We start from the raw sequence: 15,340 nt of genomic DNA, 5'->3' as shown, positions 1-15,340 counted from the left end.
GCCCCGTGTCAGTTCTGCTGTCTGTGATTGAGGACGCGCGCGAGCGCGTGCCCTCTGCCATATCCGCCCGCGGGCATCGGCAACCAGCAGCGCGGGTCGCTGCGGAGGGGGCGAACGCACTCGCGCGCCACGAGATAGGGAAGCGGCCCCAGTTCAGGGCCTCACGGATTCTGCGACAGCAGCGACAAGCCGCCGGCGATAACGCCCGTCGCGATCTGCAATGGTGCAGTCCCGGCCAACATCGCGTGACGGTCACCACGCATTGTCAGCGGTCGTTCATTCCCTTGCCCGCAAGGACTTTTGGTGTGGCCTTGACGATGCGCGAGGTACGGGTTTCCGCCTGCTTCGGCTGCGAGAAATGCAGCACCCAACTGCGCCGACGCCCGGGCGTGAGTGCCTCGAACGCGGTTCTAAAGGTCGTATCCGTATCAAGGTGATCGACCAATTCAGCCGGATATTCCAGATCGTCCTTGGGCAGATCGACCTTTTGCCCGGCCATCTCGATGGCGATCGCATCGCGAAGATAGTTCATCAGGATGGGTCGCAACCGTTCGACCTGCTCAAGTGAGGTGAAATTGACGACCCGTTGCGATCGCGAGTTTTCGCCGGGGGCTTCCAGAATGCCTTTGGGATCTGGCAACAGCACGCCCTTGAAAAAACCCAGCGCCGCGCGATCCTTGAAGTCCCAGATGATCGCGACATTGCCGCGCGCGCAGGCATAGACTGGGAAATGCCATTTGAAGGTCTCGGTCAGGCCGCTTTGCAGCAGGATGTCCCGCAGGGCGCTTAGTTCCTTTTGCCACAGGCTCAGCCCGGCAAACCATGCCTCGACCTCGGGATGCTTCTCCGACATTGCAATTCTCCCTTGTTCGGGGCGATCTTGCCGTGGCGGTTGGGTTCTGTCGAGATGATTGGTCGGATGCGTAGATTGGTTACATAACTTCGGTTATCATGCAAACTCTTGTAGAACAAAAGTAGAATTGTTGTAACTACTAGCCTGAAATGTCCATTCCGCCCTGATTCTTGACCATTGCACGGAGCGGTTCGTTCAAAGTTGTTAAATTTCAGCTTCTTATTTAGGGTTCTGGGCTCACCGTCACGGCGGTTTTAGGCGCTTGCTGCCACCGGTCGACTCCCCTCCTTCTTCTCGGCATTGCTTCCCTCACACCGCGACGTCCTGCTCCTGCGATGACAGCCAGAGGGCCTCGGAACACCTGATTTCTAGTAAAGCCCACGGATTGCACTTTTCCGAACGGCGAAGCCTTGCCCAAGGAGACCGCCATGCAAATGAGGAAACCCCACCCCGCCCGAATTCCGTTCGCGGATGCCCAACTCGGCCTGCAGAAGATGACGCTGCCTGACGTTGAGAAGCGTCTGCGCACCCTTCCTTCAGAACTTCCGTTCCCAGCTGACTAAGCCGAAAACAAAGGCGCTGGCGTCCCGATACGATTCCCAAGACGGTGGCGTGCGGCAGGCTGATCTTGAAGAGATTTCGTCAATCTTTCTCGCCAGCCGCCGGCCTTGGCGGCTGCAGCACTGTCGATCAGCGTTCAGGTAATCGCCACCGTCTGCGAGTGCATGCCCGCCCATTCGACATAAGTCACCGCGATCTGTTTCCATTCACGAACAGGATAGCCTTTTGCAGCGGGGTACTGCGGGGGGCGGCGGCATATCCCCGCACTGGATCGCCTGCTCGTCCAGAATGACCGCGCGAGATGTACACGGCCAAACCAAGCTCGCCCCCCCCGCTCCAAGATCGCCCGTCGGTGATTGCACAAGCAACGGGGCGGTTAGTTCGGCCACCACGAGAAGCGACGAGAAGGAACTGATCCGGACTACCTTCATGCCCCAACCTCGCCAAAACCGGGGAAAACACCAAATCCCAATTCCGAACCCTGCCGCGATACCCGGTCAGGTCGCATCAACGATCAAGTTCGGCACTGGCCAGCTCGGCTACCCGGAGATTGACCGGGGCAGGATTTCCGTCCTCGATAGACCACGCCAACGACAACCCGCACCACGCAACGATCCACAGCAACAGACGCTCGCGGTCCAGATCGGCGGCCATGGTGACCGTCGCCAGCCGCCGCGCAAAGCAATGTGGATCGACAGCTACAGGCTGGCTGGGATCGGCCAGATCCGGGTTGGTGAAGATATTGGCGAAGTCAAAGCCGCGTTCGCCCAGAATGCCCTTGGGGTCGATGGCCAACCAGCCTTGATCGCCGAAATCGAGGACGTTGCCATGGTGCAGGTCGCCATGAAGCAGCGCCATCTCTCGCGGTGTCGACAGCAGGAATTCGGCCGCCGCGGCCGAACGGGACAACATACCGCCATGAGTCCGCGCCGCCGGGCCGAGCGCCTGAAACCAGCAAGCAAGCGGCGCAAGTTCGGGCGGTGGTGTCCGGCGCGGCGCATGCAGCCGCGATGCGGTCGCGCAAAGGATGCGGCAGGCCGCATCGTCCGCTCCGCCGCGCGCCATGTCGGACAAGGATCTGACACCTGTCGCACGCTCCAGCAGCAGCACGCCATCCGCATGCTCAAGGACGCGGGCAGCGCCCTCGCCTCTCCACCACGCCATCAATCGTCCGCCGCGACGCTCTTCTTCGACCAAGGGCAGCTTCAGCATCGCTGGCAGGGTGCCTTGCAGCACCGGCAACAGGCGCGAGCTGCGGGTCTGGATCGGCGACCCGTCGGGCACGAGATTCCAGCGCTGCAGATAGGGTTCGAACATGCAACGGCCCCATACGGAATACATGCCCGTCACTTCATGCCCCCCGCCAAGTGCCGCCGCAACCCTGTCATTGATCCATCGTCACAAGCCTGACCAGCAGGATGTTGCCTGCATATGTCGGACGCTCCGGGCTGCCTGCGGGATATTTCGCGCCGATCACCCGGACCTCTCCCTCAAGCGCCGCCAGCGGACTCTGAAGGCCGGACATGGCGCGCAGATGATCGCCGCAGCCGGGGCTCAAACCCCTCAACGCCGAAGCAAATGCACCCGTCAGCGGCGTTTGCCATGGGGTTTGGTGGTCTTGTTGCCGCGCGGGCCGGACTGGACCGGAGTATTGTCAAGGTTCTCCTCCTGCAGCTTGCGCCAGCGTGCAAGCCGCGCAGGGTCCAGCGCGCCAGCGACCACAGCCGCCTGAACCGCACATCCCGGTTCATGGGCATGGGTGCAGTCGCGGAACCGGCAGCCGGGGGCCAGCTCGGCGATCTCGGCAAACAGCAGGTCCAACCCGACCGAGATGTCGCTGACATGCAGCGCGCGCATCCCCGGCGTGTCGATCACCCAACCACCCCCGCAAATCCGGTGCAGCGAGCGCGAGGTAGTGGTGTGCCGCCCCTTGGCGTCGTCTTCGCGGATGCTGCCGGTCAGTTGCGCATCCTCGGGCAGCTTTGCGGCGAGCGTGTTCAACAGCGAGGACTTCCCCACCCCGGACGAACCGACAAGCGCCACGGTCTGCCCGGCACCGCACCATGGAGCCAGCGTCTTAGCCGCCTCGGGCGACTTGGCGTTCAGCGCCACCGCCTGCAAACCGCGCTGCAATCCCGACACCCGGTCCAGATAGGGTCGGGCATCCGCCACCTGATCCGCCTTGGTCAGGACAATCACCGGCACGGTCCCGGCCTCATTCGCCAGCACCAGATAGCGTTCCAGCCGCGCCGGGTTCAGATCGTCATTGCAGGAGGTCACGATGAACAGGGTGTCCACATTCGCGGCGATCAATTGCGGGGCGCGCCCGCCTTCGATGCGCCGCTGCAGCAGGGTGTTGCGGTCAAGCCTGCGGGTCAGCAGGCCCGAGTCGGGCTCGACCAGCACCCAGTCCCCTACCGCATAATCCGAGGTATTGGTCTGGGGCGGAAGCTGCAGCCGCACCGGGCCTTGCCCCGATTCTGCCGTCATCCTTGCGCGATGGACGGTGGCGACGCGCATGCGCGCAAGTCCTGTCTCCTCGGCAGTCAACTGGTCGTCAAAGAAGTCCGTCCAGCCAAGGTCGGACAGGTTCGGTGCAGGCTGGTGTGGGACAATGCTCATGTTCCGTTGCATGCGCGCCCGCGCCGGGTGATGCAAGATCTGTCAGGTCTGCATTCGCAAACAATGCACGCCCGGGTGGACGCGGATGGCAAGCAGCGCTATGAGCACCGCCACCCTGCCGTGAGCAAAGGAGCCGACATCATGCTATGGGATATCCGGGCCCGCATGAAGCCGGCCCTGTCGATCATCGACCTGATCCCGCATGTGCATCGCACCCCGGCCTTGGCGGCGCTGCGACGCGCGGTGCAGGAAGGCCGCCCGGCGACGCTGCGGCTCTCGGCCGAGGACAGGGAGTTGGCCTTTCATGATGCAACCGTGCAGCTGACCTCGCCCATCGGAGCGCGCGTGCTGAAAGCGCTTTATCAGGGCGGGCATCTCAAGCTGAAAAAACCGGGCATCAAGCCGCTGCCAGCGCTGGACGCCTATATCGCCACGGAAGACGAATTCCGAGCCGAGGTCGCCCGGATCTGGGCATCCGAGGACGCCCAGCGCCTGCGTCTGACCGAGATCATCGCCGACCCCGCCAGCGCCCGCCCCGAGGAGCTGAGCCCTTGGCTGATCGACAAGGTGATGTCGGCCCGTCTTGGCCACGGTGCTTACGGCGAGATCGAGATCGCTGGCTTTACCTGCCACCGGACCCTGACCTATCCGCCCATCGCGGAAAGCGACCGGTTCCGCCCCGAAGGTAAGGTGACCTGCTGGTGGCTGGACAGCGCGGGCAACCGGCAAGGCGATCCGGAATAGCGCCAGACGGCGATCCCGAGCAGCTTGTGGCCCAAGCCCCGACACGATCGCGGCCACGCTAACGCTGCATTTCATTTGGAAGACAGGCCCCGGACGTCTTGTCCGGCTGGAACTCGCCATCTGCGGCGGTTCAGGCTGAAAACAGCGGTTCGCGGCATCTTGCGCGTCCTGTCACATCAGGGCATCCGCGAATTGCCGTTTGATGGAGTGAAGCGCGGCCTCGCCTCGACAAGACTGGTGCCAGGATGAGACCGCGATCCTGCTTTGGCCCGGCGCAGCTGATCTGCGCCGGACTTTGGCTTATGTGTCAGATCTGCGGCCACGCCATAGGTAGACGTGCATGAGGCTTAGCCTCATGACACGCCTTTTCCGGTCATGGCGCGCCGGGTGATCCCATGCCTGACGCAGGTGCTCAGCCTTCAGCCTCGACAAGCTGCGGAGCGTCGGCGTTGCCCGCACCTGCACTGATTTCCAGCAGGTAATCCGCCGGTTTCAGGCCAGTTCCCCGCAGGAATTCGACATAGCGCGCGCATTTCATCGCGCGATGCTGGTCATAGGCGGCACCGTCGAACTTGATCAGTTGCCGCAGGCGCGTGCGGGTCAGCGGCTCCTTCAGATCACCGGCGCGCAGGAAGGGAATGCCGGTTTCGCGGCACATTTCCTCGGTGCGGGTGTCGATGGTGATCGTGCAGGCCATGCGCTCGGCCTGGATGGCCAGCTGCGCACCATGGAAGCGCGGACCGATCAGCAGATCGTGGCGGCGCAGCTCGTCCATCCAGGTCGCGACGTCGTAGTAGGAGCGCGCATAGTTCAGCGCCCAGGCCTTGAACTGGTCGAGTGAGTAATGCGGAACCGTATGCTTGTGGATACGGTCCAGCGCCTCGGGCTCGATCTCGTCGAACAACCCGCGCGAGATCTTGATCATGTTGCCCATGGACTGGACGATGTAGACGCCCGGGAACTGCGGGTCCATCATCATCGAGATAAGCTGTTGCTCGATCTCGCGCGTGTTGCGCCAGGCTTCGTGACCACCGGCGACGGCAATCCGCTGCGGCAGGGGATTGGCGTTCCAGTTCGCCTCGATGCGCTTGCCCAGATCGGCGCGGGGGTTGATGAAATGCGACGGGCAGCCATTCGCCACCGTCTGCGCCCCGGTCAGCTTCAGGATCTGCTCCGAGGTGTACGGCCCCCGCGTATAGATGTTCTGGATGCCGAAGCGCTGGCCATTCTCGATCAGCACGTCCAGCCAGGCGCGCGTCCCCTCGGTCAGTTCGACGTCCGAGTCGAAACCCTTCGCCTGAGCGCCAAGACCGATTGCGACGATCGGCTTGTTCACCTGCGCCAGATTTTTCGCCAGCCCGCCCAGATCGGTATGCTGACCCAGCTGGTTCGCACAGGGAATGACCACGAAATCGACGTTTTCATTCAGCACTTTCGGGCTGACATGCCAGGGATAGTACTGGATCTCTGCCTGGATCTGGCTACGCACAGCATGCACGAATGCCAGATTGCCGTTGTTATGGCCAATCTGCCGATAAAGCGTGTCAAAGGCGGCGTTCGAGTAGAGACCGCAATCCTTGCTTTCCCAGAGTAGTCCGATCTTCATGAACCTGCATTCCTTTTACTAAGTGCTGTGAGCGCTAACTTCTTTGAGGGTTTTGCTGCCGTGGGGCCCGAAAGATTTCAGGCCCCGACGAGCTTTCTTGCTTTGACTGACTTGCGCAACTCGCACGCTTCCATCCACTCTGCGGCGAATTCCTCCAGTCCAAGCGGTGGTGTGATGCGGGACTTGTGGACCAGCAGCGTATCCGGCTGGCCATGGACCGACATGATGGCCGAGGCCAAAGCGGCCGGGTCACCGACACGGAACTGCAGGCCCCAGCCTGCGGTCTTTTCCGCCATGCCGCCAATGTCCGAGGCGATCATGGGCGTACCTGCGGCGCGGGCCTCCTGGATCACCACCGGCGAGTTTTCCCACCAGACCGAGGGAATGATGATCCAGCCATAGCCACGCATGATGTCGACGCAATCCTGCGGGCGGTAGCGGCCGCGGAAGTGGATGCAATCGGGAATTTCCAGATCGGGCCACATACGGGTGAAACTGTCCTTGTCCACGCCGTGGATCTCGATGCTCAGTGGCAATTCCGGGGCCTCGTCCCGTGCCTCGATCAGTGCGGCCGCGCGGATCAGGACATCCAGACCCTTGGTCGGCGTCGCCTGCCCGAAGAAGGCGAAGCGACCGGATTTGGCAAGAAGCTCGGCCTCGGTTTCGGGACGGAAGCTGGCATGGTGGTCCAGACCGTTCTCGATCACAGCGATCCGGCCCTTGGGCACGCCCCAATCCTCGAAGCGTTCGCGCAGGAATTCACTGGGCGAAAGCAGGTGGTTGAACAGGCCCAGCATCTCCAGCATGCGCGTCTTGCGCAGGACGAAATCGATCGGCGGACGCGCGACACAGGCGGCGCAGGCAACCTCGCTGGACGCGTAACAAAGCTCGCCGGAACGCTTCACCATCTGGCCGTGGTTGGCGCAGATCGCGGTCAGTTCATGCAGCGTGCAGATGAACTTCGCCTTCGGCAGCGCCGCACGCAGGCGGCGGATGGTGCCCGCGCCGATGTTCCAGAAGTGGTGGAAATGATAGACATCGCCCTGCAGCGCCAGCAGAAACTCGAAGATCCAGTCCTCGTCCCGGACCTCGGCATGTTCCATGGTAAAGGAATCCATGCCACGCCCGCGCAGACAGAAATCGCGCGGACCGAAGCTCAGGACCTGCTGGCTGGGCCCGAAGAACTTGGCGCTGTCCTCGGGACCAATGGTCGAGCCGACGAAAATGACATCCTCGTCCTGCGCCAGCAGGTGTTCGAACTGACGATAGGCTGCAACCTCGCCCCCACCATAGCGCAGGTTCGGATGTGAATGGGACACGATGACCGTGCGGCTCATGCGCTGGCCTCCTCGATCAGCTGGCGGCTATGGGCGTCGAAGGCATGCCAGTCACGGCCATCGACGAAGTTTTCGCAATGCGGGCCCGATTTTCCCTCGAAATAGCGATAGATATCAGCGCGGGAGAGCTCGGCCGCGCCCTGCAGGACCAGCGCCTCGGCCAGCAGACGCAAGCGCGCCTCTTCGGTCAGGAAGCATTCCGGGACCTGATCCAACTGCGCGAAGAACTGCGAAGCGGGCATCGACAGGGCGAAGGGCAGCAGATCGCGGGCAAAGCGCTCGGCCTGAGCGGTGCGGGTTGCCAGAACCGTGCCGATCGGGTCCAGCAAGGTGACGCGCGCGCATACGGGTTCGCGGGCGAAGATCGGTTTCAGGTCGAACTGGAACAGCACCGAACTGCGCGCAAAGACGACGCGGTCGGGCATCACCTCCGGCCGGGCGATGTTCAGCGAAACCTCCTGCAGGTCCAACCCGGCGGAGATCTCGCGCGCAGCGCCGTTGATGGCGTTCTGCAACACGCCGGTCAGGCGCGGGCGCAACAGTTGCAGGCTCAACCGGCCGGGAAGATGCGGCCCGATGCGGCGCAGCACGTCGCGCAGATCGCCGTCGGCCAGATCATGGTCAAGGATCAGCAGGGTCTCGCCGTCGCCCGGTTTGTCGTCCTCCGTCTCAGTCGGACGCGGCATGGACAGCATATGAGGCAGCATTGCGCGGCGCAGCCGATCGCGATCGGAAATGTCGTCGATTCCCAGCGTGGCCAGCGTCACATGCTGGGCCAGATCGGCGGCAGGGACGGTTTCGATCGGGACCAGAACGCCGGGCAGGAAATCCTCGCCGGGAACCATCAGCAGCAGGCGCGCCGCGCCCGAGGGAGGGCTGGGGAATCGCCAGCCACCGCAATAACCGTCATGGCCGCTGAAACGATAGCGCGGCGCGTAGGCAGACAGATCGGCGCGCGCCATGCTGCCGGGCAACATATCGACGGGCACAATCGTTTCGTCCTCGATGGCAAGCGCGCAAAGCGGCTCGACCGAGGCGTTTGCCGGCAGGAACCAGCCGATGACCGCGCCCTGCCCGGATGCGGTCATCTGGCAACGATCGATCGCCAGAACATGCTTGTCGGTTTCGCGCGCGGCCGAGGGGGCCACGCGCAGGCGAGCGCAGATATCGCGCCCGAGCTGTTTATCGGACAGCACCAATCGCCGTTGGGCGATCAGGCGCAATAGCGCAAAGAACACTTCGTCCACGCCGACTTCGACCAGATGGGACGCATCTTCGATCAGCCGAGGATGGCGGATCTCGGTGAAGTCATAGCCGTCGGCCAAGTGGATGCTGGCTTCTTCGAAGCCGTTTCCCCCGCTTAGCTGGGACAGGTCGAAAAGCGCGACCAGTCCCATCGGCTCATTGCTGCGCAGATCGCGGCGGACATGCCGCGTGACCGCGATCGGGGTCAGGACCTTGTCATCGACATGCAGGCGCAGATGGGGCCGGGGCTGGGTGGTCCAGCCCGCGACCGCCACGATGCGTGCATCGTCTATGAAGCAGAAATCCAAGTTCATCTGCATGGCTGAAAGCCTTTCGCGTTGCAGAAGGTCTTTGTCGCTGTCGGCATCGGACCGGTCAGGTCAGGGTGATGGCGAGACGGTCGAGGATGAGGCGCGCCGCAGGCTGACGCAGGTGAATGATCACGCGGCGGCTGGTGACGTCATCCTCGATCTCGGGCAACGGCAGCTTGCAGACCGAGACCGCGTCCAGATCCAGATGGCATTCCAGATGGCCCGAGTCGCGCACCGACCCGTCTTCGATGAACTCGCGCAGGAAGACGTCTGCGATCTGCGGCCGATCAGAGGTGACCTGCATTTCGATGTAGCAAAGCTCGGCGGGGACCGGCTCGGCCAGCGTTCCCTCAAGGGTAAGCCAGTCGATGCCGGTGCAGCGCAGCTCGACCCCGGCGCCGCTGTCGGCGATCAGCAATTCTGCCCGGCCATTGGTCGGCAGGCAGGCACCGAATGTCGGCGTCACGTCGTTGTAGCCCCCGCTCAGGGCCAGACGGGGCCGACCGATCAGGCCGCTGCGGGCCTCGCCGACCAGGTCGAGACGTGTGGATTGAAGTGCTTCCAGAATATCTGCGGCCGCCTGGAAGTTTCGCATCGCGGCTTCATAAAGGGTCATTACATCTTACTCCTGCAAACATCAAATTCTCCCATCTCGTCCCTCTCGGCGGTCAAACCGCCCTCCTGCCTTTTCAACCAGGCCAGCAAGGGTGCGACGGCCAGTGACCAATCGCGCGCCATGCGTGAGGCATTCTGCGAGACCTGCCCCAGAAGGGACCGGTCCTCGTCCAGGGTCATGATCATATGGACAAAGCTGTCTTCGCATCCGATCTCGGGCAGGACGAATCCCGTGCTGCCATGCTGGATCGCCTCATCCATGGCACCGACATCCGTGGCCAGCACCACGACCCCGCAACGCTGGGCTTCCAGAACGGACAGCGGCAGGCCCTCGTAATGCGAGGGCAGAACCATCACGTCCGTCGCGGCCAGCAGCCGGGTCAGCGCCTCCTGACCACGTACCGGACCCAGCATCTGGGTCTCATGCGGGAATGAGAAATCGGCCTCGGCCGTATCGACGACCGAGCCGCCGGCGATGGTCAGGCTGATCTGAGGCGCATGCAGCGCCAGCCCGTGATAGATCGCCGACAGGCGGTGCACGCCTTTTTGCGGGTCTAGCCGGCCCATGAACAGGACGCGAAGCGGGGCCTCGGGATCACGCTTGGCGCGATCCGCCATGACCGTGCGGGCGGTGCCAGCGGGCAGCGGATAGCCCGGCGCATTGACCACCGCCATCAGCTTCTCGCGCGGGATGCCGTGGCCATGCATCCAGATCCGCAGCGCCTCGGAGCAGGTGATGATCAGGTCATAGGCATATTCATAGGCCAGGGCCAGTTTCGGCGGACCATAGCTTCGGCCATAGGTGCTGCGTTCCAGCAGGTGTTCGTGATCGATCATCGTGATCCCGCGGCGGCGCAAGTGGTCGGCCACCTTGTGCAGCGCGCCGGAATGGGCGTTGATCACCACATCCATCGACGAGAGCAGCCCCATCAGATCGGCTTTTTCATCCCCATTGCCCCAGCTGGGCTCGGAGGTCCCCAGGAACTCGGTGCCGGTCCAGTCGATGGCGCTGGGATCGGGCATCCAGTTCACGGTGGTGAACGCCTGCAACGCCCAGCCATCAGGATGGATCGGCCGGTCGCTGACCACGACCAGATGGCAGCGATAGCCGTTCTGCGCCAGTTCGCGGGCCATCGAGGCCACGACCTTTTCGACGCCACCGAAATCGAAGATGGGCAAGACAAAGGCGATGTCGCGTATGCCGGGCCGCTTGAGCAGCGGAAAGACCACGCCCCCGCCCGAGATCTTGCGCGGGATCTGGACCGCCGTGCCGCGATCAATGGCACCGCCCTGCTCGCGCCATTCCCAGCGCTGCCCCAGCGCATTGCGGAACCGGCTGCGGCTGAGCTGCAGAATGAAGCTGCGCAACAGTTCTGGCCCGCTCGCGGACTTGAGATCGAGCCGCGCCATATGCTCAAGCGACATCGACCAGCTGCGCACGCGGAAGCCCGAGGAGGTCTGATCGATGCGCCGCAGCGCCTCTTCGTCCGAGCTCATGAACAGGTCATAGACCGCATTCAGGTCGATCACGATCCCGTCCGCCAGACGGTCGGGGGTGCCGCGGTCATTGCTGATCCGATGGCCGCTGGCCGAGGTCTCCAGATAGAACAGATCGAAGCTGGGCCGCTTCTCGGCCCTCGCCCAGCGACGCTCGGCATTCCAGAAGAAGCTGTGCAGCAGCCGATTTTCCAGCAGCCGGGCCGAGACGCCCTCACGCAGGAAGACCAGGTAGGCGGGCGCGTGATTGGCAAAAGGCTCGGCGAAATGCGCCATGATCTGGCGCTCAAGCTCTTGCGGGGTGATCTCGCGGCTCTGGTCGGGATCGGTCTGCAGTCGGACGGTGCTTCCGTGGCCCTCGATCACCGCGAAGCGCGGGAAACGCGCGGCCTCGAGTGCAAGCAGCTTCGGGGTGTTGAACAGCCACGCATGTTTCTGTTCCAGATAGCGGCGCAGATCGGCATCGGCATCATGCGAGTTGCTCAGCATGCTGACGGGGCGCTTGCGGTAAAGCAGCAGGGGCTGGGCCGCGGACTGGCCGCTGAACCCGGCCCGCGCCGCCGAAAGCCAGAAATCCCAATCCTCGTAGCCGCGCTTCATATCTTCGTCGAAACGGATGCCCGCATCGAAGACCCGGCGGCGGATCAGGCTGCCCGCCTCGCAGATGTTGATCTGGGCGTGAAACAGCAGCTCGTGATTGCGGTCCGTAATATAGTGGCCATTCTGCCCGAAGAAATCGAAATCGGGATAGAACCAGTCGGCCTGCGGGTGGCTCTTGAGCAGCCGACGCATGGCCTCTCCGGCGTCCGGCGCCAGGATATTGTCAGCATCCAGCAGGAAAACCGCGTCCAGCTTGGGATCGGCCTTCAGCGCGGCGTCAATCCCACGATTGCGGGCCGCGCTCAGTCCGGCGTTACGACAGTGAAGAACCTGCATCCCCTTGCCCAGCAAGGCCTGCCAGGCGGCCAGACTCTCCAGCGTTTCGGCATAGCTGCATCCGTCGTTCACGACGATCAGCCGCTGGATGGTTCCGGCCTGAATATCACGCTGCACCGATGCGATAGCATCGTCGAGCAGCACCGGATGGCCCTTGATCGGGATGACCACGCTGATGGCCGTTCCCTTGCGGCTGCCCGCCGCACTGACCGAACTGAGAGTGCGTTTGCCGCGGCTCATGCTTGCCCCGCATAGGCTGGAGTTGCCTGCTGCTGCCAGGCGCTTGCCTGGTCGCCGCGTGAAAAGCGGAAGCCCCGGAACAGACCCCAGCTCAGATCATTCGGCACATCGGTCGCCAGCGAGACCGCCAGCAGGATATCGGCCTTGCCGGTGATCGGCTCGACCGGGATGCAATGCGCCTGCCCCCAGCCGCGGGGCGGCATGCCCGTCACCCACGACCCCATGCGTCGCTGCCAGAAACCGTCCTCGTCGACCAGCCCGTGCGGGGCGACGCCGACGGCAAAGTTCAGGCTGGGCGCGCGGACATGGCCCACGGTCACCAGCGCCGAAATATGCGACAATCCCGCCAATTCGACGCCACGGATGATCGCGCAGGCCGGCCCGCTGCGCGACGGGTGGACAAGGATTGCATCCTCGTTTTCCCAGAAAGCCGTTGAAACATGATCCGCTGCCATCATCGGCAGGGCGAATAGCTCGGGCACTGGCAATGCCGAAGGCCCGACGAACTCGGCCTCGCGGATGGACAGGCCGCGGCCCCTTGAATAGGCGGGGGCACAGCTGGGCAGGCGCACGCCGCCAAGTGACTGCCAGACCCGGATCGCAAGCGTTGAATCGGGCGAAGTCCCGGAGTTCAGCGTGGCCCGGAAACGATAATCCGGGACGGGTTGCCCCAACCCAAGGGTGATGGTGCCGCTGCCGGTCCAGACAAGCCGCAGACGGCAGTCCCGGCCTGCGCCCGCAATCGGCTCGGGCAGAGCGAAGCGCATCCAGCCGGTTTCGATCCCCATGTCGGGACTGACGGCCTGCATCGGGTAGATCTGGCCTGCGGCATCCTCAAGCGTGACCTCAAGCTCATCGATCACAGGCAGGACAAGATGCGGGAACCACAGATCGACAGCGGTTAGGCTGACCGCATTGATCGGCAGAACCTGAAAAGCCGATTGCCCCTTGGCCAACACCAGCATGCTGCCGGTCGGTTGCCAGGCCAGAGCATTGGACAGCTGCGGGTTGCCCAGGCTGTAAAGCAGGTTCTCGATCTCGCGCAGGCGCGTCTTGACGCCGATGCTCTCCGAGCGCAGCTGCGCGGCAATCGACCGCGCCTCGCCGACCTCGCGATGCGAGGCGGTCAATTCGTTCATCAGCAGCCGTAGCAATGCTCCTGACGCCAGATCGGGCTGGGCGGGGTCGAGTTCCACCAACCCAAGCTTGGCAAAAGGCCCATCGGCCAAGGCCGCGCGCAACTTTTCCGTGTTTCCGGCCAGTGCGATTGCACCGGTCACCGCACCGCTGGCCGGGTACGCAATTTGTTCCTGATCGCGCTTCAGATCGAGCGCTGCAATCTCGACGTTTTCGGGCAGAAGGCCACGAGCAAGATCCAGCGCATGGCTATCGACGATGAACGTAGGCATTCCAACTCTCTGTGCATAATATATTCCATTAAAAACAACATACTAATAAACGAGGTCGTCGACCTCTTACATATGGACGCTTAGGACGACAGGGATATGACAACTTTCCCTGGTCGTATGACACGGTCTAGCTGGACAATCGGGATAGCTTGACCCCCTCCCCCTACCGAGAAAGTTAACATCGCGCTAGAGGCGAGCGACCGAAGATGTGATGATCAAAATTAAAAAGCTAAAATATAAGCAAAAAAAGTTTTTCCTGCCTGTCGAAATAAGCGTCAGCGGCTTCCGGAGCGTGGAGCATATGCTAGGTTGGCGCGGCTCGGTCCGGTCCTTTGGCCGAAAAGGAGCCATGGCAAGACGGCTCGCAGGCGGCGCGTCTTGGTGAAGCCCATGATTGTTGCCGACTTTCTGTGCGAGTACGACAAAGGACAGCGCGGTGCAGTAAGGTTGCGGAATGTGTGGCCAGAGCAGCCGCCTTTGCGCGTCGTTGCAGTCGCCGGGCGTCAAATTGAGCCGCTTAAACGGGCTTTTGGTTCCCCGAGCGCCCCCTCCATCACCCGCACGGGCACCATGGTCAGACCGGGGCCAGATTCTGAAGCCGCCCCGGTCCAATTAATTCCCCCCGCACCGGAAACGCTTTGAAAATCGCGGCCATCGCGCGGAATTGGCAGGGCGTTTCCACGCTTTTGGCAAGGCTTCAGATTCATTGAATTTCAGAGCCAGAACATGAGGGTGGCAGCGAGGGGGACGGCTGAAAACGATTGATCGTCGCGGGTGGCGATCTGTCGCCAGTCCTTCAAGCGACCGAACATGATCTCGATCCGGCTGCGCCTTTTGTAGAGTCGTTTGTCATATTTCAAGGGTTTCTTGCGGGATTTTCGGATCGGGGATGCAAACTTTTCTCTTTTTCTTTCAAGGCTTTCCGCGGTCATTCGGTGTGATAACCACGATCTGCCAAGAACTAATCTGCCTTCGGCACGCTTCCAGAGGAATCTCCGCGCCGGTGTCGTCGCCAACCAGGTCGGCAGATATGAAGAACCAGACTGAGGCCCCCTCGGCGTGGGTGACGGCGTGTAGCTTGGTATCGTTGTGGGGAAACCTCAGTCTCATGGGCCACACGCCTTACAGCGTTTCACATCCGGGACCCGCTGGAACCCTTTCTGCTCGACTTCAACATCGAGCCGGAAACCTTTCGCGCCGGTGACCCATATGAAATTGGCCATCTCCGCCAACTTAACGGTGAATCGCCGAAGGACATTTTTAACAACACCCTCGATCGGTCGGATTGGCGCATGGCGAAGGTTGGCTAAAAGAGATTACGATGCAACCTGCGTCGGCCCAACCAAGCCGTGTCTGCCCTCTAT

At 62.6% G+C, this 15,340-nt stretch carries 11 protein-coding genes and 1 pseudogene; 1 reads left to right on the top strand and 11 read right to left on the bottom strand.

The window, feature by feature from the left end; translation table 11 throughout:
• Positions 1 to 265: 265 nt before the first annotated feature.
• From IB235_RS13335 to rsgA, 4 genes are all read right to left on the bottom strand, one after another.
• Positions 266 to 853 (bottom strand): YdeI family protein, encoded by a 588-nt coding sequence (locus tag IB235_RS13335; RefSeq protein ID WP_192337145.1) that lies wholly within the window; start codon positions 851 to 853, stop codon positions 266 to 268.
• A gap of 1,068 nt (positions 854 to 1,921) precedes the next feature.
• Positions 1,922 to 2,731, bottom strand: coding sequence for an aminoglycoside phosphotransferase family protein (locus IB235_RS13330; RefSeq protein WP_192337144.1), 810 nt, complete (start codon positions 2,729 to 2,731; stop codon positions 1,922 to 1,924).
• A gap of 67 nt (positions 2,732 to 2,798) precedes the next feature.
• Positions 2,799 to 2,939 carry a hypothetical protein gene (locus tag IB235_RS13325; protein WP_192337143.1) on the bottom strand — a complete coding sequence of 47 codons (141 nt, stop codon included), beginning with the start codon at positions 2,937 to 2,939 and terminating at the stop codon, positions 2,799 to 2,801.
• A gap of 62 nt (positions 2,940 to 3,001) precedes the next feature.
• Complete coding sequence (gene rsgA, locus IB235_RS13320) at positions 3,002 to 4,036, bottom strand: ribosome small subunit-dependent GTPase A (RefSeq protein ID WP_192337142.1); 1,035 nt, start codon at positions 4,034 to 4,036, stop codon at positions 3,002 to 3,004.
• Between the two features lie 141 nt (positions 4,037 to 4,177).
• On the opposite strand from rsgA, the gene IB235_RS13315 reads away from it, so the two are divergent.
• The gene (locus tag IB235_RS13315) at positions 4,178 to 4,780 is read left to right on the top strand and encodes a hypothetical protein (protein ID WP_192337141.1); all 603 of its coding nucleotides are present in this window, start codon (positions 4,178 to 4,180) and stop codon (positions 4,778 to 4,780) included.
• Between the two features lie 412 nt (positions 4,781 to 5,192).
• Here IB235_RS13315 and IB235_RS13310 read toward each other — a convergent pair whose 3' ends face one another.
• From IB235_RS13310 to IB235_RS25140, 7 genes and pseudogenes are all read right to left on the bottom strand, one after another.
• The gene (locus IB235_RS13310; RefSeq protein ID WP_192337140.1) at positions 5,193 to 6,386 is read right to left on the bottom strand and encodes a polysaccharide pyruvyl transferase family protein; all 1,194 of its coding nucleotides are present in this window, start codon (positions 6,384 to 6,386) and stop codon (positions 5,193 to 5,195) included.
• Between the two features lie 77 nt (positions 6,387 to 6,463).
• Positions 6,464 to 7,723: a glycosyltransferase gene (locus IB235_RS13305; RefSeq protein ID WP_192337139.1), complete on the bottom strand. Its 1,260-nt coding sequence runs from the start codon at positions 7,721 to 7,723 to the stop codon at positions 6,464 to 6,466.
• Positions 7,720 to 9,288, bottom strand: a complete 1,569-nt coding sequence (locus IB235_RS13300) for a hypothetical protein (protein ID WP_192337138.1) — start codon at positions 9,286 to 9,288, stop codon at positions 7,720 to 7,722. Before IB235_RS13300 ends, IB235_RS13305 begins: the two co-directional genes overlap by 4 nt.
• 55 nt (positions 9,289 to 9,343) lie before the next feature.
• Positions 9,344 to 9,895: a hypothetical protein gene (locus IB235_RS13295; protein WP_192337137.1), complete on the bottom strand. Its 552-nt coding sequence runs from the start codon at positions 9,893 to 9,895 to the stop codon at positions 9,344 to 9,346.
• On the bottom strand, positions 9,895 to 12,567 hold the full coding sequence (locus IB235_RS13290; protein WP_192337136.1) for a glycosyltransferase: 2,673 nt from the start codon (positions 12,565 to 12,567) through the stop codon (positions 9,895 to 9,897). Before IB235_RS13290 ends, IB235_RS13295 begins: the two co-directional genes overlap by 1 nt.
• Positions 12,564 to 13,976: a DUF6212 domain-containing protein gene (locus tag IB235_RS13285; RefSeq protein WP_155040365.1), complete on the bottom strand. Its 1,413-nt coding sequence runs from the start codon at positions 13,974 to 13,976 to the stop codon at positions 12,564 to 12,566. Before IB235_RS13285 ends, IB235_RS13290 begins: the two co-directional genes overlap by 4 nt.
• 713 nt (positions 13,977 to 14,689) lie before the next feature.
• Positions 14,690 to 15,062: pseudogene (locus tag IB235_RS25140) on the bottom strand (transposase); the annotation flags it as partial.
• Between the last annotated feature and the right edge of the window lie 278 nt (positions 15,063 to 15,340).

This window comes from Paracoccus sp. PAR01, from assembly GCF_014851995.1.
Lineage (GTDB): Bacteria > Pseudomonadota > Alphaproteobacteria > Rhodobacterales > Rhodobacteraceae > Paracoccus > Paracoccus litorisediminis.
The sequence above is the reverse complement of the archived record's forward strand: the minus strand, read 5'-3'. Positions and strand labels throughout refer to the sequence as shown.

Excerpts from the sequence above, each read along its gene's own strand:
- IB235_RS13295 (WP_192337137.1), bottom strand. The coding sequence starts at position 9,895 with ATGACCCTTTATGAAGCCGCGATGCGAAACTTCCAGGCGGCCGCAGAT.
- IB235_RS13285 (WP_155040365.1), bottom strand. The coding sequence starts at position 13,976 with ATGCCTACGTTCATCGTCGATAGCCATGCGCTGGATCTTGCTCGTGGC.
- IB235_RS13290 (WP_192337136.1), bottom strand. The coding sequence starts at position 12,567 with ATGAGCCGCGGCAAACGCACTCTCAGTTCGGTCAGTGCGGCGGGCAGC.
- IB235_RS13315 (WP_192337141.1), top strand. The coding sequence starts at position 4,178 with ATGCTATGGGATATCCGGGCCCGCATGAAGCCGGCCCTGTCGATCATC.
- IB235_RS13300 (WP_192337138.1), bottom strand. The coding sequence starts at position 9,288 with ATGCAGATGAACTTGGATTTCTGCTTCATAGACGATGCACGCATCGTG.
- IB235_RS13305 (WP_192337139.1), bottom strand. The coding sequence starts at position 7,723 with ATGAGCCGCACGGTCATCGTGTCCCATTCACATCCGAACCTGCGCTAT.
- IB235_RS13335 (WP_192337145.1), bottom strand. The coding sequence starts at position 853 with ATGTCGGAGAAGCATCCCGAGGTCGAGGCATGGTTTGCCGGGCTGAGC.
- IB235_RS13330 (WP_192337144.1), bottom strand. The coding sequence starts at position 2,731 with ATGTTCGAACCCTATCTGCAGCGCTGGAATCTCGTGCCCGACGGGTCG.
- IB235_RS13325 (WP_192337143.1), bottom strand. The coding sequence starts at position 2,939 with ATGTCCGGCCTTCAGAGTCCGCTGGCGGCGCTTGAGGGAGAGGTCCGG.
- rsgA (WP_192337142.1), bottom strand. The coding sequence starts at position 4,036 with ATGAGCATTGTCCCACACCAGCCTGCACCGAACCTGTCCGACCTTGGC.
- IB235_RS13310 (WP_192337140.1), bottom strand. The coding sequence starts at position 6,386 with ATGAAGATCGGACTACTCTGGGAAAGCAAGGATTGCGGTCTCTACTCG.